Raw genomic sequence first — 20,194 nt, forward strand, 5'->3', positions numbered from 1 at the left:
TTTGCTGTCAGGCCTATCGCAGCTTCAGAAACTTGTCACCCAGGCAATGACCGCCGAAACCGTCAGCACGCTGGCCATGGTCGAAAACAGGATGGCGGCGGAGACGCGGGCGGGGGCGACCCCGTAATGCTGGGCGATGATATAGACGTTGCCTGCCACTGGCAGAGCCGCGGCGGCAATCATCACGCCCGCTGCATAGGGATCAATGTCAAAGACAAAAAGCGCCGCGATGGCGACCGCAGCCGGGTGCAGGACCAGTTTGCAGACCGAAAGCCAGCCTGCAACGATCACCCGTTCGGCCGATTTGCTGGCAAGTGATGCGCCAATGGCGAAGAGCGCGCCGGGTGTCGCCGCCCCGCCAAGGATGGTCAGGAATTCGTTGATAGGAACCGGGATCGGGATGGCATTGGCCGATACGATCAGCCCCAGCACGATGGATACGATCATCGGGTTCTTGATCAGCCCGAGGGCAACAGTCACCAGAATTTTCGGTGACATCCGCCCGTCACGCGACCCGGTGATCAGGATCACGATCAGGCTGCCAAAGACGATCAGGTCCACCGCCAGCACCAGCATGATCGGCCCGACGGCCCGTTCGCCAAGAAGCAGCGCCAGCATCGGGATACCCAGAAAACCCACATTGCCGATGACAGCGCATTGCGCCTCGACCGCGGCTTCGGCCACACGCGCACCACGCCGCATCGCGACGATGGTGGCAACGATATAGACCGCGCCGGTCCCCGCCAGATAGGCGAAGACAAAGGGCCAGTTCAGTATGTCCGCCAGCGACAGGTTGGCCGAAAACCGGAACAGCATCGCCGACAGGGCAAAGTAAAAGACGAATTTGGTCAGATAGGCCGTAGCCTCTGGCGTAAAGAACCGGGTGCGCCCGGCCCCGTAACCAACCCCGATCAGCATGAAGAATGGCAGTGTCTTAAGAAAGATGTCCCACATCTAGTCGAACGTGCCCGTCGCCCGCCCGAGCAGCATGAAGGCGCGCGCGGTTCGCGTTTCGGCCAGTTCGAGCATGTCGGTATCAGTGGCGCGGTCTTCGAAGGTGACCAGCATCTGATCGAATTTGCGCAGGAAATGGTGAACTGTATCCCGGAAAATCGCGTCTTCGCGCATCCGGCCGGTGGTCAGCGCGATGGCCGCCCGATCCCGGATTGCGCCCAGCGTTTCCATTGTCGGCCCGCGCTCACCCTTGGCAAAGCGGCGCCAAAGGCTGGCGCTGGCCGGATCGGGGCGCATGTCATCCATATAGATGCCGTCCTGCGACAAGAGCGTCAGCACGTCCTGGCTGGCCTGCACCAGTTTGCGCGCGTTGCGGTCGCGCAAGGCCCGGCGCAGGGCGGCAAACCCGTCACGGTCGTTTTCGTCGTCGGGAAAGTTCAACGCGCGGATCAGGTCGGGCCGTTCCAGCGGCGGGTCCATATCCTCGGCCGAAGTGCCAAGCGGCAGGTTTTGCTGGTCCGCAGGTTGTGGTGCAGGTTGCGGCACGATCATCCGCGACACCTCGCGCCGCGATGCGAAACGCGACATGGCGCTTTCGGTCTTTTTGGTCGCTTCGGCGATTTCGTCCAGCTTCTTTTCCATCACCGGTTCTGGTGTGGCCTTGGCCCGTTCCGCAAGATAGGTCTGGCGCATCCCATCGATGGCAGACTGCACGCGAAACGATTCCTCGCGCATGATCCGGGCAGAGCGGGCGGCGGCGGCAGCCACCCAGATCATCGCCACAGGCATGAAAATCGCGATGAGTATCAGCACGAAACGCAGGCTGTCAAAGCTTGCACCGGGTTGCCGTGCCGGTGGCAGGAGCCAGAAAAACAAGCCCACAGCAATAATCCAGCCCAACGCCAGCCCCGCCGCAATCCGTTCCGTGCGGGTGATCCCGTCAGCAGGGTCTCTGGTGGGCGGTTGCGTCATGACACGCGCGCTTTCTAGATATAGCTGATCTTGAGGATCTCGTAACTGCGCGTGCCGCCGGGTGTCGTCACCTCGACGCTATCGCCTTCATCCTTGCCGATCAGGGCCCGGGACAGCGGCGATTTCATGTTCAGCTTGCCGTTTTCGATGTCGGCCTCGTATTCGCCGACGATCTGATAGGTCTTTTCCTCATCCGTGTCTTCATCGACCAATGCGACGGTCGCGCCGAATTTGATGGTGCCGGACAGTTTGGACACGTCGATGACATCGGCCAGCGAAATCACGCCTTCCAGTTCCTTCACACGCCCTTCGATAAAGGACTGCTTTTCCTTGGCGGAATGATATTCCGCATTTTCAGACAGATCGCCGTGTTCGCGCGCCTCGGAAATCGCACGGATAATGGCCGGGCGCTCCACCGATTTCAGGTGCTTGAGTTCTGCATCCAGTTTGTCAAACCCGGCACGGGTCAGTGGTATCTTTTCCATATTGCCCCCAAGGCAAAACCTATCAATCGGACGTTCATAGCCTATTTGGGCGTATCAAAGTCAAGGCCCGGCCCGCGATTTGGTGTCGCGCCGGGGCATTTTGACGTTGTGTCTTGATTGCCCCTTAATCTGTCATCAGGTAACGCTTGCTGCGACTGAATAAAAGGGGTTCTACCCCCGCTTTGTAAAGGATGTGTCGATGGCCGAGATTGAACGCGAAGCAATGGAATATGATGTGGTCATCGTGGGCGCAGGCCCCGCTGGCCTGTCAGCGGCGATCCGCCTGAAACAGCTGGATGCCGATCTGAATGTCGTGGTTCTTGAAAAAGGGTCCGAAGTTGGCGCGCATATCCTGTCGGGCGCGGTGCTGGACCCCGTTGGCCTGAACAAGCTGATCCCGGAGTGGAAGGCAAAAGGCGCGCCGCTGAACGTGCCGGTCAAGGAAGACAATTTCTACATGCTGGGCGAGGCTGGCAAGCTGCGCATCCCGAATTTCGTGATGCCGCCCCTGATGAACAATCACGGTAACTATATCGTTTCTATGGGAAATGTCTGCCGCTGGATGGCAGAACAGGCCGAGGAAATGGGTGTTGAGATTTTCCCCGGCATGTCCTGTTCCGAGCTGGTCTATGGCGACAATGGTGAGGTCAAAGGCGTGGTCGCCGGTGAGTTCGGCAAGAACGCCGATGGTACCCCCGGCCCGTCCTATGAGCCGGGCATGGAACTGCACGGCAAGTATGTGTTCCTGGGTGAAGGTGTCCGCGGATCGCTGTCAAAGCAGGTGATTGCAAAGTACGAACTGGACGCGAAATCCGATGTTCAGAAATACGGCCTGGGCATGAAGGAAATCTGGGAAATCGACCCCGAGAAGCACAAAGAAGGCACCGTGACCCACACGATGGGCTGGCCTTTGGGTGGTAATGCCGGCGGTGGATCGTTTATCTATCACCTTGAAAACAATCAGGTTTACGTGGGCTTCGTGGTTCATCTGAACTACAAGAACCCGCATGTGTTCCCTTACATGGAATTCCAGCGCTTCAAACATCACCCGATGGTGGCGGAGCTGTTGAAAGGCGGCAAACGCGTGGCCTATGGCGCGCGGGCGATTTCCGAAGGCGGGTTCCAGTCGATGCCGCAGCTTGAGTTCCCGGGCGGTGCCCTGCTGGGCTGTTCTGCGGGCATGGTCAACGTGCCGCGCATCAAGGGCAACCATAATGCAATGCTGTCCGGCATTGCGGCGGCCGAAGCCGCGGTCGAGGCGATCAAGGCGGGCCGCAGCGGCGATCTCGTGGGCGGTTATGACAAGGCCGTGCGCAAGGGCGAGATTGGTGAGGACCTGAAAAAAGTACGCAATGTCAAACCCTTGTGGTCCAAGTACGGGCTTGTCGCCTCGCTGGGTATCGGCGGTATGGACATGTGGACCAACACGCTGGGCTTTTCGATCATCGGCACAATGGGCCATGGCAAAAACGACGCGGATGCGACCGAGGACGCCAGCAAGCACAAGAAAATCGACTATCCAAAACCTGATGGCACGCTGTCCTTTGACCGGCTGACGAACGTGTCCTTCAGCTTTACCAATCACGAGGAAAGCCAGCCTGCCCATCTGCAGCTGGCTGATCCATCCATTCCAGTTGACGTCAATCTGCCGAAATATGCAGGTCCGTCAGCACGTTACTGCCCGGCGGGGGTGTATGAATTCGTTGAGGAAGAGGGCAAGGACACGCGCTTTGTCATCAACTTCCAGAACTGCGTGCACTGCAAGACCTGCGATATCAAGGACCCGAGCCAGAACATCACCTGGGCGGTCCCGCAGGGCGGCGACGGGCCGAATTACCCGAATATGTGATCGGTCCCGTTGAGCATTCGCGAGGATATCCTGGCGCTTGTGGTCGAATACAGCGATGTGGACCTGAGGCATTTCGATCCTTCGGACGTGTTCATCGGCAATGGTATTGAAGGCGATGATGCTGACGAACTGCTGAAGGCCTTCGCCGAGACGTTCGAAGTGGATCTGTCGCAATTCATTGATTACTTTCACTTTGTTGGCGATGAACCTCCGATGGGTCGGCGTGAATTTCCGGTAGATGCCGATGGTAAGGTCATACCATTCTGGCCCGTCACGCTGGATATGCTGGTGGATGCCGCCGAGGCAGGCCACTGGACACTTGTCTATCCGGAGCACGAAGTGCGGACCAGTTTATGGTGGCGGGTTTTCGAGTATGGCGCGCTGGCATTATTGCTTGTCGCTGCCCCCATGTTCATTGCTTATGAAATCGTGAAATGGGTGAGGTCGTAGCACCGTTGAACGGCGCGGCCAAGCAACGTTCGGTGGGGTGTGCAACGGTGGTGATCAGCAAATTTGCCGAATCATGGTTAATTTCCTGCTTTTGCGGGGTTTGGGCCGGTCGGCATTGCGTCGGCAAAGCGTCGGACCCCAAAGCGGGTTTTGGCGGGATTAATGATGCGCGCGGTTTAAGTGTGAATGCCGTGTTAACGATTTGACCTAAACCCGGCCTTTGCCGCTGGTTTGCATGAGGGCCGGCAACGCTGGTTCAATTGCCGTTTGCCGTAAAAGGTGCGCCGTCACATCACCGGGTCCAAATTTGCAAGTTGAGCGACGACGAAGACAGGCCCCGTCGTCGCTCCGAACGGCTAGCGTTTTGCGATGAAGATGCCGGTTTCGGTGAGATCCAAGGTGCCGACACCACCATGTTCCATGATAACGGCGCCGATAATCTCATCTGCGGCGGCGCCGCCAGACACATATCCACCATAGCGGCTTGCGCCGGTGGTAGTACCGTCCAGGATTTCGCCACCTGTGGCATTGCCCGCAAATTGGCCGTTCCCATCAATCGCCGTTGGTTCCAGCGTGATATTTTCGAGGGTGAGAATGGTGTCAAGGCTATTGTCATCGGTGAAACGTAACTCACGATTGAGAATAGCGCCGTAGGTTTCGTTGGCCGCGAATTGAGCGACGACTACTGCCGTCCCATTCACAAAACGTACAACCTGATCGGTTTCGTTATTGCGAAGAAAGCCAGCGTAGTCGCCCTGAAAATTGATGTTACCGGTTTCTGGCATGACGACTTCGGCGTAACGACCGACGACTGAACCGACGTAGGCTTGTCCGGTCGGGTCCCGCCCGACCGCAACTATGGCGCTTGAGTCGTCAGTGCGGATAACAAACGCCAAAGATGAATCATCGATCGTACTTAGGGATTCGATCTGTCCCTTATCGAAGCTTCGGTCGGACAGCAGTGTGATATCCCCGTTTTTGTTCGGGGTGATGACTATTCTCTCGCCCCTATCCCTAAAGAAGGTTGTCGTGTTCAGCGACGTGCCATCGTCGTCAGGGTTGAAGGCGAAGGCAATATTATTGGGGTCAGTCGTCAGCGCGTCGCACGCTGAGAGTGAAACTGCCGCTAGTGCCGCGAGGGTGAAAGAGGTGAAGCGCATGAATTATCTCTGTGTTTTTGCGTATACGTCAGCTTCTGCTGTGTTCCAGACTAGCTGTCAATTCAAGAGAAAATCGGCTTGTTGATAACGCCCTTTCATTGCTACTTGTCGTATAATGGTCACACAAACCATTCAGATCAGATGCTTTCGGATACTCCGCGTTATCAAAGTGTATGCGGCGGTCCAGACCGTCGGGTGTTCCTCAGCAAAACAAGGCATCAACCCAAGCTTAACGCACGCGGACCCCGGTTACGGAATCATCGGGCTTCTGCAAATTCTGGTACCGCTTAGCCGTTATTCATGGGTGATGCAGCCATCGTCGAACCGGGCGGCGACAACGCAATGCGAAAGCCAAAGGACGTCATGAGAAGAAGATGTCCCCAAGGGCGGAGGATGAGCAGGTCTTGCGTACGCTCGATGATCTTCATGTCCCTTGGATATGACGGTTTTGTAACAAAGTGATGACGCAAAGACTGGTTTTGGCTGGCTAGACTTTTTTGAAATCTTAACGAAATTCGCGCATCGTCGCCTTAATTACTGGCATCAACGTGCGGTTTTCGGCCCAATCGAAAAAATGCGACCACCGCAACAATTTGCCGCCCTGACAATGTCGCAATTGCATGCCAGCGTCCGTCACCATAGGCTGACATAAACCGAAAAAGGGTTCTTTGTGACTGTGCTTAAACGTTCAATTTCCGCCATTGCGCTGGCGTGCCTGCTTTCCCCCGCAACCCAAGTGATCGCCGACCCCGATGCAGGGGCCTATCTGGCTGGTCGACATGCCGGGGCCGCGAATGATTTTGCAGCTGGCGCGCGCTATTTCACCAAATCGCTGGCGTCGGATCCGGCGAACGGGTTTCTGCTGGAAAATGCGATGACGTCGTTCATCGCGCTCGGTCAGGTGGATCGCGCCATTCCCGTTGCCGAAGCGATTGTTGATACCGGTGCGCAAAGCCAGATTGCCAACCTGATCCTGAGCGCGCGGGCCGCCAAAACAGGTGAATGGGGTGAGATTTTTGCAGCCCTCGAGCAGGGGCGCGGTGTTGCCCCGTTAGTCGACGGCCTGTCCCAAGGCTGGGCCCATCTGGGCGAAGGCGACATGACCAAGGCGCTGGCCAGTTTCGATCAGGTGATCGAAACCGAAGGCATGACAGTTTATGGCCTGACCCATAAGGCCTATGCCCTTGCCTCTGTCGGGGATTTTGAAGGGGCGGAGGCCGTGTTTGCCGACGGCATCAGCGGCGGCACCTTGCGTTACAGCATCCGCAGTGCTGTTGCCCATGCCCAGGTGCTGAGCCAGCTGGGCCGCAATGATGATGCGATTGCCATTCTGGATGCTGTCTTTGGCGGCCGTATGGATGCCACAACTGCCGCCTTGCGTGCTGAGCTGGCATCCGGCACTGCTGTTCCCTTTGACGCGATCACAAGCCCGATGGAAGGGATCGCCGATATCTTTCAGGCTGTCGCCGGTGCGATCAAGGATGACGCCCCCGACGCCTATACCCTGCTTTATGTCCGGGCCGCGACCTATCTGAAGCCTTCCGATACTGATGCGGTGCTGATGACCGCCGAGCTTTTGGAAAGTCTGGGCCAGTTCGATCTGGCCAATGACACCTATGCGACCATCGGTCGTGATGACCCGGCCTTTCATGCCGCCGAAATTGGCCGCGCCGATGTTCTGAACGCCGCTGGCCGCGAAGAGGCCGCGATTGAGGTGCTTGAGGCGCTGGCCCGCAGCCATCCCGAATTGCCGCAAGTTCATGCCAGCAAGGGCGACACTCTGCGCCGCGCCCAGCGCTTTGCCGAGGCTGCCGCCGCCTATTCCCGTGCGCTGGAGTTTTATGACGAGGCGAACCCGGTCAAGTGGTTCGTCCATTACACCCGGGGCATTGCCTATCATAAGGTGGACAACTGGACCCTGGCAGAGGCGGATTTCCGTGCTGCGTTGGAACTGCGCCCGGATCATCCGCAGGTGCTGAACTATCTGGGTTATTCGCTGGTCGAACGTGGTGAAAAGCTGGATGAAGCGCTCGCCATGATCGAAACCGCCGCTGCCGCCCGCCCCGATAGTGGGGCCATTATCGACAGTCTGGGCTGGGTCCTGTTCCAGCTGGGCCGCTATGACGAGGCCGTCGGCCATATGGAGCGTGCCGCGTCGCTGTTGCCCGTTGATCCGGTGATCAACGACCATCTGGGCGATGTATATTGGGCCGTGGGCCGCCATACGGAGGCCCATTTCCAGTGGAACCGCGCCTTGTCCTTTGACCCCGAAGCCGAAGCAGCCGCCCGTATTCGCGACAAGCTGGACCGTGGTCTGGATCTGGTTTTGCGCGACGAAGGGCTGCAGCCCATTCGTGTCGCCAGTGGCGACGATTAAGCGGGATGCCCCTGCCAAGGTGAACCTCACCTTGCATGTGACCGGCCAGCGCGACGATGGCTATCACATGCTGGACAGTCTGGTGGTTTTTGCTGGCGTGGCCGATCAACTGGCGGCCAGTATTGCCCCCGATCTGCGTCTTTCGGTCAGTGGTCCGTTTTCGACGGGCGTTCCGACCGGCCCCGATAACCTGATGATCCGCGCTGCAGAGGCGCTGCGCCAGACGCGCGGTGTGACCAAGGGCGCCGCCCTGACGCTGGAAAAGCACCTGCCCCATGCTGCGGGTATTGGTAGCGGGTCTTCTGATGCTGCCGCGACGCTGGCTATGCTGGCCGAATTGTGGGGCGTACCCCCCGTGCCCGCGACCGCCGCCGAAGTCACTGCCCTTGGCGCTGATGTGCCGGTCTGCCTGCGCGCCCCGGCCCCGACCCGGATGTCGGGGATCGGGGATGTGCTGTCCCCCGTCGCCCCCTTGCCCGACTGCGCGCTTGTGCTGGTCCGCCCCCCGGTTGACGTGCCGACCGCAGATGTGTTCAAGGCGCTCGCCCAAAAAGAAGGCGGGCCGATGAACCCGCTGCCGCCGGGTCTGGATTTTGATGCCTTTGCCCGCTGGCTGACCGCCCAGCGCAATGATCTGCTGGCCCCCGCCTGCAAGATCGCCCCGTCCATCAAGGAGGCGATTGCCAAGCTGAAGGCCCTGCCGGCCGTTGCGGCCGCCGGTATGTCCGGGTCTGGCGGCACTTGCTATGGTCTGGTCAAGGACATGGCCAGCGCCCGCCAGGTCGCCCGCATCGTCCAGGTGTCAGAGATGAGCTGGTGGGTCGCGCCGGCTGAGGTGCTTTAGGCGGTTCACATCCTATCACCGTATACGTTATAGACGAGCTACCACCATTGGTGTCTTATGCAGTCACAAGGTTATTGAGCAGAAATCGACAATTTGACCACCGTCACGGATCCGCAGCACGTCCATGCCCGGTCCGGTTCGGCAGGGTGGTCCGTACGACAAAGAAAGAGAAGTTCATGACATATATTCGCATAGTTGCAGTCACCGGCTCTGTCCTCGTCCTTGCGGCCTGCGATCCGGTTGAGGGCTTTGATGGGATCAGTGCCGGTAGCGTGCCGGATTCAGAACTTGTTACGCTGAACATGGACGGCACCCTGCCTGACCAGAATTTTTCGGGGATCGGTGTGTCGGGTAGTGGGGAGTCATTTGCTGGATCAGGTTCTACATTAAGCGGGTATAGCTTTGCCTATGGCCGTGTGACGGGGACAAACACGTTCCTGGGTGTGGCCGGGTTTGCGCCGACATCGGTTCCCGGCGCTGAAGTGGACACGGGCACAGTCGGTTACACAGGCACCTATCAGCTGGCCTATATCGGCAACACCGAACAGACCCAGAGTGGCGATATCACTCTGACCGCGACCTTTACCGGCCGTACATTCACGGGCGAGGCCGATGGTCTGATTGTCAACGGCACATATGGCGGTGCCGGGGGTACTGAACTGGGAGGAGAGGTCAGTTTTGGCGGTGTGACTGCAACGCTTGATGGAGTGGTTGGTCAGGACCGCGTCGTCGGCGCGTTTGCCGGGAACACAACGGGTGCCGTGCTGGTCGGTGGTATTCTGGCGGAGGCTGACGAATAAGTCGTCTGACTGACGACGCCGCTGCGTGACCCTTCTGGACCATCAATGGTTGTTTTGAGGGTCCCCTTATTCCAGAGTTAAGTGGGGCAAACTTTCCGCCGTCATTCGCAAGCATGAGGTCAATATGACGACATTTATTATCAAGACAAACATGGGTCCAAAGACCTGCTAAAGCTGTTCGGATCAAAGGATACCGAATTTGGCCCTTGTGATTTCTGACCTGTCCCGGCGGCGGTCAGGTTGGCAGTGTCAGCCCCGAGGTCAGCACAGCCGTCACCACAATGATCCCGCCAATCACGGCCCATTCGCGTGATATGGAGCGTGCCAGGCTCTCGGCCGCTTCGCGGTTGCCGAGCCTGACCTGCGGCACGAAGCGCAGTTTGTTCATGGCGGCAAAGAACAGCAGCACGGCGACCAGGGCCACCTTGATCACGATCGCCTGCCCATAGGCTGTTGTGGTCAGTGCCTCGACCGTTCCGACCAATGTGTAACCCATGTACCCACCTGCCGCGATCAGGACCGGCACGGTCATCAGGGCGGTCTTGCCGAACTTGTCCCCGACCTCGGCCGCGCGCCACAGGTTGCCTTTGGTCAATGCCAATCGCCTGAGCGGGATCAGAACCCCGATCCAGAACGCAACACCGACAAGGTGGATCGCGAGGAGCACGCTGAGCCACCATGTGTCATAGCGCGATATGTGTCCGACCTGGGTGAATGACCCGACAGCCACCAGCCCGCCAATGGCCGCCAGCGTGACAAACCCACCCGGCAGAACCAGCCCCAGGATCAGTATGCCAAGCCCGGCCAGACGCAGCATCAAGGCCGTACCGGCCGCACTGCCCCAGAGCAGGCCAAGGATTTCGGGATCGGTCATGCCGGATACATCCCCGGTCAGGGTTACCCCCCGCAGACAAAAAATCAGCACCGATGCCAGAAGTCCAAGGATGGCAAAGGACAGCGCGATCCGCCTGTAAGGCCCCAGATCCGGCCCGATCATATAGGCCGCAAATGCCGTGCCGCAGGAGGTCAGAACCCCAAGATAGAGCGCCGCCTTTGTGATGATCTCAATGATGCCCCATAGATCCGGCATGGGTCATTCCACGGTGAATGTGAATTCGCCCGTTTGCGCGTGCCCATCATCCCCCAGTCCGCGCCAGACAATCACATAAACACCTGCGCCCTGATCGGGAAAAATCAGACTGTAATCCGACACGAAACCGGTCTGCCCAGCCAGGTCGAGGTCAAAGGCCTCGCCATCATCATGGGTCGCTGTCACCCGGGTGAGCCGCATCCCCCCGCGAAAATTGAGCTGCAGCTCTTCAGGGGCCACCGCGATGCTGGATTGATCCAACGGATTGGTGTTTTCCAGCGGAGAATGGGCCAAAGCGCCCGAGGCGAAAATGCCGAGAAACGCGGCAAGTAGAAAGTATTTCATGTAATCCGTTCTACCACATAGTCTGCCAGATCGATCAACATGGTTTTTAGGGGGTGGTCGGAAATCCCCGATAGCGACTTTTTTGCCTTATCTGCCCAGGCAATCGCATCCTGCCGCGTCGTTTCCATAGTGCCGTGTTTGCCCAGAAGGCTGATGGCATGATCAAGATCGCCATCTTCCTGCCGTCCTTTCTGGATGGTCCGCACCCAGAAGTCCCGTTCGGTCGCGTCCGCCTTGGCCACCGCCCGGATCACCGGCAGGGTCAGTTTGCGTTCGCGGAAATCATCGCCGACGTTTTTGCCCGTGGCCGTGGTGCCGCCGTAATCAAGCAGGTCATCCACGATCTGAAACGCGATGCCCAGCGCATCGCCATAGTCGTAAAGCGCCTGTTTGGTGGCCGCGTCCTGCCCGGCGATCTCGCCCCCCACCTCCATCGCGGCAGAGAAGAGCGCTGCGGTCTTGCCACGCACAACCTTGATGTAAATCTCTTCCGTTGTTGCCAGATCGCTGGCGGCGGTCAGTTGCAGTACCTCGCCTTCGGCAATGGTGGCCGCCGCATTGGCGAGGATATCAAGCACGCGCATCGACCCGGTTTCGACCATCAACTGGAACGACCGGGCGAACAGGTAATCGCCGACCAGCACGCTGGAGGTATTGTCCCAAAGCAGGTTGGCCGTCGGTCGCCCGCGCCGCTGTTTGCTTTCATCCACCACATCGTCGTGTAGCAGTGTGGCGGTGTGGATGAATTCGACCGTGGCGGCCAGATGCACATGGTATGGCCCGTCATAGCCGCACATGCGCGCGGCCGCGAGGGTCAGCATGGGCCGCAGCCGTTTGCCCCCGGCCTCGACCAAGTGGGCCGTGACCTCTGGAATACGGGGGGCGTGTTCGGACGACATGCGGGCGCGGATCATGTCATTGACCGCGCTCAGGTCGTCGGACAGTGCCGCGGCCAGTTGTTCATGCGGTTTGGTGGCGGCGATATCGAGGCTCATTAACGGTTCCGTCATGTGGATAGACAAGGGCCGCGCCCCGTCTTAGGTCTGCTATATGAAAGAGCTTTTGCGCACCAACGACCCCACCGTCATCGCCTTTGCAACCGCCCTGCTGGACGCGGAAGGTATAGACTGGTTCACCTTCGACGTAAACATGAGCGTCCTTGAAGGCAGCATAGGCATAATGCCGCGTCGGCTGATGGTGATGGACCGCGATTTGTTCATGGCAGAGGCCGTGATGCGCGATGGTGAGATTGACCTGGGCCGTGACTGAGGCGCTGACCTGCGACGACTTTCTGGGGGGCAAGCTGCGTGCCTGGCAGCCGCGCCGGGGATATCGCGCGGGGGTTGATCCGGTGTTGTTGGCCGCATCGGTGCCTGCAAAGCCCGGACAGTGTGTGCTGGAGTTGGGGTGCGGGGTTGGTGTGGCATCGCTGTGTCTGGCGGCACGCGTGCCGGGGCTGGCGCTGACAGGGGTAGAAGTGCAGGCCGATTATGCGGCCCTCGCACGGCGCAACGCGGCTGAGAATGGAGCCGCGTTTGACGTTGTCGAGGCTGATTTATGTGCTTTGCCAGCTGATCTGCGTCAGAAGCGGTTTGACCATGTGATCATGAACCCGCCCTATTTTGATCGAGGGGCGGGCACGGCATCTGATGACGGGGGCCGCAATCTGGCGCTCGGCGGCAATACCCCGCTGGCCGATTGGCTGGATGTCGGTGCGCGCCGGGTCGGGCCGAAAAGCTATCTGACGATCATTCAGCGGATCGAACGGTTGCCAGAGGTTCTGGCGGCGCTGGAGGGGCGTTTGGGCTCTGTCGTGGTGCTGCCGATTGTGGGGCGCGAAGGGCGCGCGCCGGAACTTTTTTTGCTGCGCGCCCGGCAGGAAGGGAGGGCTGCGTTCCGGATGGCGCCAGCGCTGGTGATGCATGAAGGTGCCGTGCATCAGGGTGATCAGGAAAGCTATACCCCGCTGGTACGCGACATTTTGCGGAATGGTGCAGCGCTTCCTTTTGGTGATTAATGTTCTGGCAACCTTTCTGATCCAGCCTGTTATCACGTCGAATTGCTGCCTTGCAGCGTGACTCGGCGGTTTAGATATGGTGCAATAAACTTGTTAACCAACCCAGAGGAGGACGACCATGAGCTTGAGTTCGCATTTGCAGGAACTGAAGAAGAAGCACCAACACCTCTCGGAACATGTCGAAGCTCTTCAACGCAGTCCGGCCACTGACGATCTCGAGATTGCGAAGCTGAAGAAGCAGAAGCTGCAACTCAAGGAAGAAATCACGCGGCTGAGCGCTCACTAAAGCTGCGACATCTGGCGCTGGCGTATTCCGCCAGTGCCTAATCAGACAAATCGCTGGCCATGACAAGCCGACGACCCTCCTCGTATTTGCGAGAGGCCTTGATCTCATCCATCATCCAGTCGTGGAACGCCTTGATATGCGGGCGTGTCTCGTTGCCTTTTGGGCAGACGAAACGGAATTGTGCGTCGGCGACGATGCCCAGATCAAACGGAGCGACCAGGCGCCCTGTCTCCAATGCGCGGGTCGCCAGAGAGACGCGGGCCAACACGACCCCTGCCCCGGTCATCGCGACATCAAGTGCGTGATCGGCTTGTGAAAACCGGGGGCCATGGTCTGTGTGGATGTTGATCTCTGCGGCCTTGCACCACGCCGCCCAGTCGCAAGGCGGTTCTAGAAACGCAATCGAGTCGTCATGGATCAGCGTGGCGCTTGCCAGATCGGCGGGCGCGGTGATGTCGCGCGCCAGTTCCGGGCTCATCATCGGTGTCATCCATTCCTGTATCAGCGGTTCGGCAAAGACATCGCCGGTCGTGCCCAGGCCAAACCGGATTGCCACATCAACCTCGTCCCGATCAAAATCGGCGATGCGCAGGCTGGCGTGAAAACGCAATTCGATTTCGGGATGCGCCTGTGCAAAATCGTAAAGTCGGGGGGCCAGCCATTTTGATGTAAAGGCCGGACCCGCCGTCACGGTCAGGACACTGCTATCATTCAATCGTTTTGCATTGCGCCAGGCCGCAGACAAGGTGCCAAAGGCGTCGGACGTGCCCGGGGCAAGGGTGCGCCCGGCCTCGGTCAGTTCCACGGCGCGGTTCAGGCGGCGAAAGACAGGGGTGCCCAAATCCGCCTCTAATGCCTTGATCTGGTAGGATAATGCGGCAGGCGTGACGTTCAATTCCTCCGCCGCCTTGGCGAATGACATGTGGCGCGCGGCAGCTTCGAACGCACGCAGAGCAGTGAGTGGTGGTAATCTTTCCTTCATAATTCAGTTTAATACAGCTTAACTGAACCTATAGGAAGTCTCGTTTGTCGCGGCGTGTTTCAAGGCGCATATTGGGTGCAGATCAAAAGACACCTCAAAAGGATTTGACCCATGTTCGAGACAACCCCAAACGCCCGCGTTCGCCACGGTTTTGAACGCGCCCATGAAGAACGCAGTGCGGTTCTGCGCCACGCCTGGCAGTGGCTGACACGCCGCGCCAAATAATTCGCTCCGGCTGGGTGCACACAGCCGAACGGAAAAGGGCCACGCCATGGCGGCGTGGCCCTTGCTGTTGTTCGGGATGCCCCGCTAGCTCATGTACTGGCCGCCATTGGCGGAAATGGTCGAACCAGTGATGAACCCGGCATCGTCAGACACAAGGAACGCCACAGTGCGTGCGATTTCAGATGCTTCACCCAGACGCCCGACTGGGATCTGCGGCAGGATCACTTCGTTCATGACCTTTTCGGGGATCGTGCTCATCATCTCGGTGTTGATGTAGCCGGGCGCGACGACGTTCACGGTGATGCCCGCACGCGCGCCTTCCTGAGCCAGCGCCTTGGTAAAGCCGATATCGCCTGCCTTTGTGGCGGCATAGTTGGCCTGGGCGAATTGCCCCTTTTGCCCGTTGATCGAGCTGATCGTGACAATCCGCCCGAATTTGCGTTCGCGCATTCCGCCCCAGACATTATGGGTCATGTTGAAGACCCCGTTCAGGTTGGTGTCGATACATTCATGCCACTGCTGCGGTGTCATTTTATGGAATGGCGCGTCGCGGGTGATGCCCGCGTTGTTGACGAGGATTTCGACCGGGCCCAGATCACTTTCGATCTGTTTGATACCCTCGGCGCAGGCCTCGTAATTGCCGACATCCCATTTATAGGTCTTGATGCCGGTTTCGGATGTGAAGGCCGAGGCCTTTTCATCGTTCCCGGCATAAGTGGCGGCCACGGTATAGCCTGCATCCTTGAGCGCGGTTGAAATTGCTGCGCCAATTCCGCGCGATCCTCCGGTGACGAGTGCGACACGGGACATATGATTCTCCTCCTTGGGTTAGTTGATCTGATGTTCTTGCAAAAACTGCCTGCCGTCCACCACGCCGCAGTCCCAGGTTTTCTGGATCTTGTCGGGGTCGGTAAAGTCGATCTTGTCGGCGGGGGTTTCGTTTTCTGGTGCGATATAATGCAGGTCGGGATGATCAGGCACATTGCGATAGTGCCGGGTCAGCAGCACAAGAGTGCGCCCACGGTCAGGATCAGGCATCGGCGCCTGATCGGCCATGCCCCCGTCGATGACCGGTTTGCCATCCCAAAGCGGCATGTCGAAAATGGGTGGGATCGTCGCTGCAGCGCAGACCAGATCGGCCAGCCGTCCGTCGCGCGCTGCCGCGTTGGCATCGACCAGCGTCGATGTCACGCCGATCTTTTCGGCCCAGTTGAAATGCGGCGCGTTGATCAGGTGCAATTCAGCCTCGTAGGCAAGGGTGGCGGCGGTAGCGCTGAACGTGCTGTCGCTTGGCGGATGCCCAAGCAGGATTTGGTAGGCTGGTCCATTGGCCACGTCAGATGCGACGTTGGTTGTGACAACCTCTTCGATGACGTCCCGATAGACCCGCTGGTGCAGTGTCAGCCCGTCGGTATCGTCCGGTTCGTTCCAGGGGATGTTGCTGTCTTGTGCCGCGAAAGCGGATTTCATTGTTTCAAGAACGCGAGGCCCGCAATGGGCGATGAAACCGACCCCGGTCAGCGCACCACCGCTGACCCCGGCGATCCTTGTGGGATCCAGGGCAAGTTTGCCCCGGACCACATCAAGAAATCCGCCCTGCCAGAAACAGCGCGTGCCGCCGCCCGAGAACACCAACTGATCATAGTGGTGTTGACCAGTGTTCATCAGGCGGCATGCCTATCGCGGCTGATCGCCACGCTTACGGGCGTTCGACGCAAAGTGCGACACCCATGCCGCCGCCGATGCACAGCGTGGCTAGGCCTTTCTTGGCGTCGCGCCGTTTCATTTCGAACAGAAGCGTGTTCAGAACCCGGCAACCGGACGCTCCGATGGGGTGACCGATGGCGATGGCCCCGCCATTGACGTTCACGATTGAAGGGTCCCAGCCCATATCTTTGTTGACCGCACAGGCTTGGGCCGCGAAGGCTTCGTTGGCTTCGACAAGGTCGAGGTCGTCAACGGACCAGCCTGCCTTTTCCAGCGCCTTGCGGGATGCGTGGATCGGCCCGACGCCCATGATCGACGGGTCAAGCCCAGCGGTGGCGTAGGATGCGATGCGCGCCAGCGGCTCGATCCCCCGCTTTTCAGCGTTGTCAGCAGACATCAGCAGCGTGGCCGCGGCCCCGTCATTCAGGCCTGAGGCGTTGGCCGCGGTGACCGAACCATCCTTGGTAAAGGCGGGGCGCAGTTTTTGCATCGCTTCGATGGTGGCGCCGTGGCGGATATATTCATCCTGATCGACCACAATGTCGCCCTTGCGGGTCTTGACGGTGAAGGCAGCGATTTCATCGGCGAATTTGCCGGCTTTCTGGGCGGCTTCGGCCTTGTTCTGGGAGGCGACGGCAAATTCATCCTGCATGTCGCGGGTGATCTGCCATTGGTCGGCCACGTTTTCGGCTGTCTGCCCCATGTGGTAGTTGTTGAAAGCATCCCACAACCCATCGCGGATCATGGTGTCGATATATTTCATGTCGCCCATTTTCTGACCGGCGCGCAAGGCGGCGGCGTGGGGGCTGAGTGTCATGCTTTCCTGACCGCCTGCAGCGACGATGTCGGCATCACCCAGTTGGATATGCTGGGCGCCAAGGGCGACGGCACGTAGGCCGGACCCGCAAACCTGATTGATACCCCAGGCGGCGGCTTCTTTTGGCAGGCCTGCGTTGATATGGGCCTGACGCGCCGGGTTCTGGCCTTGCGCGGCTGTCAGGACCTGACCAAGGATTGTTTCGCTGACTTCGGATTTGTCGATGCCGGCGCGGTCGACCACCTCTTCCAGCACGCGCGTGCCGAGGTCATGGGCGGGGGTATTGGCGAACGCCCCCATGAAGCTGCCGACGGCGGTGCGGGCGGCAGAAGCGATAACAACATTGGTCATGAATAGGTCCCTTCAGGTTTGTTCCCTTGGCAGGACGAGGCCGGACATACCCGTTGGGTTTGAGCAGGCCCCCCTGCCGCTCTCCACTTGTTTATTGGGTTGGCTGACCTAGGGCAATGCGATTCCCCCTATGCATTTGGTGCATGCCGGTCAGAGATCGAATTTGGGGACGCCGTAATGATAGCCCTGCAGGCAGTCGACGCCGAGCCCTTTCAGAAATGTCGCCTCAGCCTCGGACTCGACCCCGTCGGCGATGGCGAACATTTCGAACTGGTGCGCGACGGTGATCAGCGCCTCGGTCAGGACCTGATTGTCGGGATCATTTTCGACATCCTTGATGAAGCTTTTGTCGATCTTGACCAGATCGAAAAAGAAATCCTTGAGATACCGAAACGCGGTCATGCCTGCCCCGAACCCGTCGAGTGCGAAAGCCACCCCCTTGGGCTGCATTTCGGCCATGAACCGGATCACGTTTTCATGCAGCATCATGGCGGAGGTTTCGCTGATTTCAAAGATCAGCCGGTCGCCCAGATTGGACCGGTCCAAAAGCCCGTGATCGAGGATGCGCCGCCACTCCCCGTCGCCGATGGACCGCGCTGACAGGTTGACCGACAGCCGGATGCCCGGATTCTGTTTCAGCTTTTTCAGCGCCAGATCAAGCGTGATGCAATCAATCTGCCGCCCCATCCCGGTTTCTTCGACCGTAGGCATGAAATGCGCCGCCGGAATGATCCGGCCCGAATCGTCCATCAGCCGCACCAGCCCTTCGTAAAAGGCGATGCGCGGCTGCGCGTCCGCCGTAACGATTGGGTGAAAGGCCAGTTTCGCCCGCCCGGCTGCCAGCGCGTCGCGCACAAGGCTCATCACATCCGCATCGCGGCTGGCCATTGCGTAATGCAACGGGTCCAAAAGGGCCTTTTCGTCGATTTCTGCGCGGCTGAGCGTGGCGTTCTGCATGATCGGATTCCATACTGTCTGCGCAACATGGCCCATGGCCTGCTAACAACTGATTAAGGACAGAGCATGGTGGAACGCTGCGGCTGGGCCGGGACCGAACTGATCTATGTCGATTACCACGACACTGAATGGGGCGTGCCGGAATATGACAGCCGTGCGCTGTGGGAAAAGCTGATCCTTGATGGGTTTCAGGCGGGCCTCAGCTGGATCACGATCCTGAAGAAGCGCGAGAATTTTCGCGCGGCTTTCGCCGGATTTGATCCTTTTGTGATTGCCGAATGGGGCGAGGATGATGTGCAGCGCCTGCTGGCTAATCCCGGCATCATCCGTCATCGCGGCAAGATCGAGGCGACCATCGGCAATGCACGCGCCTGGGCCGAGATTGAGGCGCGGGACGGGTTTGACCGTTTTTTTTGGAATTACTTGGACGGCGTGCCGCTCCGGACGAGCCTGTCAGACCGCGCGCAAATGCCGACCCAGTCGCCTTTGTCGGAACAGATATCAAAGGATCTGAAGAAAGCCGGGTTCAAGTTTTGCGGCCCGACGATTGTCTATGCTTTCATGGAGGCGACGGGGTTGATCAACAATCACCTGACGACATGCTTTCGGCATGAACCATGTGCGGCGCTGGCGCGTGACCCGGCATCTGTCTGGCCCTGATCCGGCCTTTATTTCAGCACCTCGTAAGAGGTGATGCGGCCACGGAAATAAGGGGCGTAGACGCCGTCATTCACATAACCGACCTCGGCCATGTGCGGAACACGGCGCCCGCCGATCTCTTCATAATCGGAAAATACGCCACGCCATTGACGCAGAACCCTTTCGCCGGAAGAGACATCAGGCCTGTCGTCTGCCGTAACCTCGACCACGTCACCTGCGTCATCGAGGTGAAACCGCACCACGGCAGACCCCGGGGGTAGCGCCAGTTCCGCTTCAACTGTCTGCGCGTCGATCTGCCGCCAGATGATGGACCCGTTCGACATAATCGCGTCGGGCGCCAATGGCAGTTCTGCCAGATAACGCATCGCCTCGCCTATATCAGCATCTGGCCCGGTGAACTGCCCGACGCGGATCGATCCGAACAGCCGCACCTCTAGCAGCCCTTCGCCGCCGGTAAAGCGATCCATCACGCGGACAGCTGGTACCGGCCAGCCCGCCCCATGGGCCACCCAGACGAATGCCGGTTCGGCGATGGCGATATGCTGGTGGGTTTGAGAGGTCGACCAGGTCTCGCCCTGTAGCACCTGGGCCTCTTGCGTCAGATGCACCGCGCGCGGCGGGTTCGCCTGACTGACCAGCCCCCGCCCAGCGAAACGCCGCATGGCTTCGGGGATTTCGGCGGGGTCGCGCAAGTCGGCTGCAGGTGCTGTGCGGATGCTCTGCTCTTGCCGTGCGATCTCGGCCAGAAACCGCCCGGCAAGGAAAAACTGGGCAAGGACGGCGGCGAGCAACAGGATCAGGCAGGCGAAAATCGCTGTTTTCATTGGATAACTCCCCAGAATGCAACTGCGATCTAGCATCTGGCA

At 59.2% G+C, this 20,194-nt stretch carries 23 protein-coding genes; 10 read left to right on the forward strand and 13 right to left on the reverse strand.

Features of this window, described 5'->3' with window-relative positions; genetic code table 11:
- Nucleotides 1-24 precede the first annotated feature (24 nt).
- The 3 genes from ACFWW4_RS02225 to greA are packed head-to-tail and all read right to left on the reverse strand — an operon-like array spanning nucleotide 25 to nucleotide 2,411.
- Nucleotides 25-954 carry an AEC family transporter gene (locus tag ACFWW4_RS02225; RefSeq protein ID WP_411889367.1) on the reverse strand — a complete coding sequence of 310 codons (930 nt, stop codon included), beginning with the start codon at nucleotides 952-954 and terminating at the stop codon, nucleotides 25-27.
- On the reverse strand, nucleotides 955-1,926 hold the full coding sequence (locus ACFWW4_RS02230; RefSeq protein WP_411889368.1) for a hypothetical protein: 972 nt from the start codon (nucleotides 1,924-1,926) through the stop codon (nucleotides 955-957).
- A 14-nt stretch (nucleotides 1,927-1,940) separates the two neighbouring features.
- The gene (greA, locus tag ACFWW4_RS02235; RefSeq protein WP_393927994.1) at nucleotides 1,941-2,411 is read right to left on the reverse strand and encodes a transcription elongation factor GreA; all 471 of its coding nucleotides are present in this window, start codon (nucleotides 2,409-2,411) and stop codon (nucleotides 1,941-1,943) included.
- Nucleotides 2,412-2,610: 199 nt separating this feature from the next.
- Here greA and ACFWW4_RS02240 point away from each other — a divergent pair, with 199 nt between their 5' ends.
- The 3 genes from ACFWW4_RS02240 to ACFWW4_RS02250 are packed head-to-tail and all read left to right on the forward strand — an operon-like array spanning nucleotide 2,611 to nucleotide 4,916.
- On the forward strand, nucleotides 2,611-4,260 hold the full coding sequence (locus tag ACFWW4_RS02240) for an electron transfer flavoprotein-ubiquinone oxidoreductase (RefSeq protein WP_411889369.1): 1,650 nt from the start codon (nucleotides 2,611-2,613) through the stop codon (nucleotides 4,258-4,260).
- Nucleotides 4,261-4,269: 9 nt separating this feature from the next.
- Nucleotides 4,270-4,710, forward strand: a complete 441-nt coding sequence (locus ACFWW4_RS02245; RefSeq protein ID WP_411889370.1) for a DUF1493 family protein — start codon at nucleotides 4,270-4,272, stop codon at nucleotides 4,708-4,710.
- Nucleotides 4,695-4,916, forward strand: a complete 222-nt coding sequence (locus ACFWW4_RS02250; protein WP_411889371.1) for a hypothetical protein — start codon at nucleotides 4,695-4,697, stop codon at nucleotides 4,914-4,916. The genes ACFWW4_RS02245 and ACFWW4_RS02250 overlap by 16 nt, the downstream gene beginning before the upstream one ends.
- A gap of 150 nt (nucleotides 4,917-5,066) precedes the next feature.
- Here the strand turns inward: ACFWW4_RS02250 and ACFWW4_RS02255 are convergent, their stop codons facing one another.
- Nucleotides 5,067-5,870: a hypothetical protein gene (locus ACFWW4_RS02255; RefSeq protein WP_411889372.1), complete on the reverse strand. Its 804-nt coding sequence runs from the start codon at nucleotides 5,868-5,870 to the stop codon at nucleotides 5,067-5,069.
- A gap of 670 nt (nucleotides 5,871-6,540) precedes the next feature.
- Here ACFWW4_RS02255 and ACFWW4_RS02260 point away from each other — a divergent pair.
- From ACFWW4_RS02260 to ACFWW4_RS02270, 3 genes are all read left to right on the forward strand, one after another.
- Complete coding sequence (locus ACFWW4_RS02260; protein WP_411889373.1) at nucleotides 6,541-8,247, forward strand: tetratricopeptide repeat protein; 1,707 nt, start codon at nucleotides 6,541-6,543, stop codon at nucleotides 8,245-8,247.
- Nucleotides 8,234-9,091: a 4-(cytidine 5'-diphospho)-2-C-methyl-D-erythritol kinase gene (locus ACFWW4_RS02265; protein ID WP_411889374.1), complete on the forward strand. Its 858-nt coding sequence runs from the start codon at nucleotides 8,234-8,236 to the stop codon at nucleotides 9,089-9,091. The genes ACFWW4_RS02260 and ACFWW4_RS02265 overlap by 14 nt, the downstream gene beginning before the upstream one ends.
- Nucleotides 9,092-9,267: 176 nt before the next feature.
- Nucleotides 9,268-9,891, forward strand: coding sequence for a hypothetical protein (locus ACFWW4_RS02270; protein WP_411889375.1), 624 nt, complete (start codon nucleotides 9,268-9,270; stop codon nucleotides 9,889-9,891).
- Between the two features lie 235 nt (nucleotides 9,892-10,126).
- Here ACFWW4_RS02270 and ACFWW4_RS02275 read toward each other — a convergent pair whose 3' ends face one another.
- From ACFWW4_RS02275 to ACFWW4_RS02285, 3 genes are read right to left on the reverse strand one after another with little or no spacing between them, the layout of a single operon-like run.
- On the reverse strand, nucleotides 10,127-10,981 hold the full coding sequence (locus ACFWW4_RS02275) for a copper resistance D family protein (protein ID WP_411889376.1): 855 nt from the start codon (nucleotides 10,979-10,981) through the stop codon (nucleotides 10,127-10,129).
- Nucleotides 10,982-10,984: 3 nt separating this feature from the next.
- On the reverse strand, nucleotides 10,985-11,326 hold the full coding sequence (locus ACFWW4_RS02280; RefSeq protein ID WP_411889377.1) for a copper resistance protein CopC: 342 nt from the start codon (nucleotides 11,324-11,326) through the stop codon (nucleotides 10,985-10,987).
- The gene (locus ACFWW4_RS02285) at nucleotides 11,323-12,321 is read right to left on the reverse strand and encodes a polyprenyl synthetase family protein (protein WP_411889378.1); all 999 of its coding nucleotides are present in this window, start codon (nucleotides 12,319-12,321) and stop codon (nucleotides 11,323-11,325) included. Before ACFWW4_RS02285 ends, ACFWW4_RS02280 begins: the two co-directional genes overlap by 4 nt.
- Nucleotides 12,322-12,376: 55 nt before the next feature.
- Between ACFWW4_RS02285 and ACFWW4_RS02290 the strand changes: the two genes are divergently transcribed.
- The 3 genes from ACFWW4_RS02290 (at nucleotide 12,377) to ACFWW4_RS02300 (ending at nucleotide 13,629) form a co-directional block, all read left to right on the forward strand.
- Nucleotides 12,377-12,595 (forward strand): DUF2007 domain-containing protein, encoded by a 219-nt coding sequence (locus tag ACFWW4_RS02290; RefSeq protein ID WP_108386257.1) that lies wholly within the window; start codon nucleotides 12,377-12,379, stop codon nucleotides 12,593-12,595.
- Nucleotides 12,567-13,343, forward strand: a complete 777-nt coding sequence (locus ACFWW4_RS02295) for a tRNA1(Val) (adenine(37)-N6)-methyltransferase (RefSeq protein WP_411889379.1) — start codon at nucleotides 12,567-12,569, stop codon at nucleotides 13,341-13,343. Before ACFWW4_RS02290 ends, ACFWW4_RS02295 begins: the two co-directional genes overlap by 29 nt.
- Nucleotides 13,344-13,461: 118 nt before the next feature.
- Complete coding sequence (locus tag ACFWW4_RS02300; RefSeq protein WP_393928003.1) at nucleotides 13,462-13,629, forward strand: YdcH family protein; 168 nt, start codon at nucleotides 13,462-13,464, stop codon at nucleotides 13,627-13,629.
- A 37-nt stretch (nucleotides 13,630-13,666) separates the two neighbouring features.
- On the opposite strand, the gene ACFWW4_RS02305 is transcribed toward ACFWW4_RS02300, so the two are convergent.
- The 5 genes from ACFWW4_RS02305 to ACFWW4_RS02325 all read right to left on the reverse strand — a co-directional run bounded on the left by ACFWW4_RS02305 (nucleotide 13,667) and on the right by ACFWW4_RS02325 (nucleotide 18,668).
- The gene (locus ACFWW4_RS02305) at nucleotides 13,667-14,611 is read right to left on the reverse strand and encodes a transcriptional regulator GcvA (RefSeq protein ID WP_411889380.1); all 945 of its coding nucleotides are present in this window, start codon (nucleotides 14,609-14,611) and stop codon (nucleotides 13,667-13,669) included.
- Nucleotides 14,612-14,920: 309 nt separating this feature from the next.
- Nucleotides 14,921-15,646, reverse strand: a complete 726-nt coding sequence (gene phbB / locus ACFWW4_RS02310; protein ID WP_411889381.1) for an acetoacetyl-CoA reductase — start codon at nucleotides 15,644-15,646, stop codon at nucleotides 14,921-14,923.
- A gap of 18 nt (nucleotides 15,647-15,664) precedes the next feature.
- Nucleotides 15,665-16,501, reverse strand: a complete 837-nt coding sequence (locus ACFWW4_RS02315; RefSeq protein ID WP_411889382.1) for a patatin-like phospholipase family protein — start codon at nucleotides 16,499-16,501, stop codon at nucleotides 15,665-15,667.
- A gap of 34 nt (nucleotides 16,502-16,535) precedes the next feature.
- The gene (locus ACFWW4_RS02320) at nucleotides 16,536-17,711 is read right to left on the reverse strand and encodes an acetyl-CoA C-acetyltransferase (protein WP_411889383.1); all 1,176 of its coding nucleotides are present in this window, start codon (nucleotides 17,709-17,711) and stop codon (nucleotides 16,536-16,538) included.
- Nucleotides 17,712-17,861: 150 nt separating this feature from the next.
- Nucleotides 17,862-18,668 carry an EAL domain-containing protein gene (locus ACFWW4_RS02325; protein WP_411889384.1) on the reverse strand — a complete coding sequence of 269 codons (807 nt, stop codon included), beginning with the start codon at nucleotides 18,666-18,668 and terminating at the stop codon, nucleotides 17,862-17,864.
- A 66-nt stretch (nucleotides 18,669-18,734) separates the two neighbouring features.
- On the opposite strand from ACFWW4_RS02325, the gene ACFWW4_RS02330 reads away from it, so the two are divergent.
- On the forward strand, nucleotides 18,735-19,328 hold the full coding sequence (locus ACFWW4_RS02330) for a DNA-3-methyladenine glycosylase I (RefSeq protein ID WP_411889385.1): 594 nt from the start codon (nucleotides 18,735-18,737) through the stop codon (nucleotides 19,326-19,328).
- A gap of 8 nt (nucleotides 19,329-19,336) precedes the next feature.
- On the opposite strand, the gene ACFWW4_RS02335 is transcribed toward ACFWW4_RS02330, so the two are convergent.
- Nucleotides 19,337-20,152, reverse strand: coding sequence for a DUF6544 family protein (locus tag ACFWW4_RS02335; protein WP_411889386.1), 816 nt, complete (start codon nucleotides 20,150-20,152; stop codon nucleotides 19,337-19,339).
- Nucleotides 20,153-20,194 lie beyond the last annotated feature (42 nt).

The sequence above is a fragment of the Yoonia sp. SDW83-1 genome (assembly GCF_046762885.1).
Lineage (GTDB): Bacteria > Pseudomonadota > Alphaproteobacteria > Rhodobacterales > Rhodobacteraceae > Yoonia.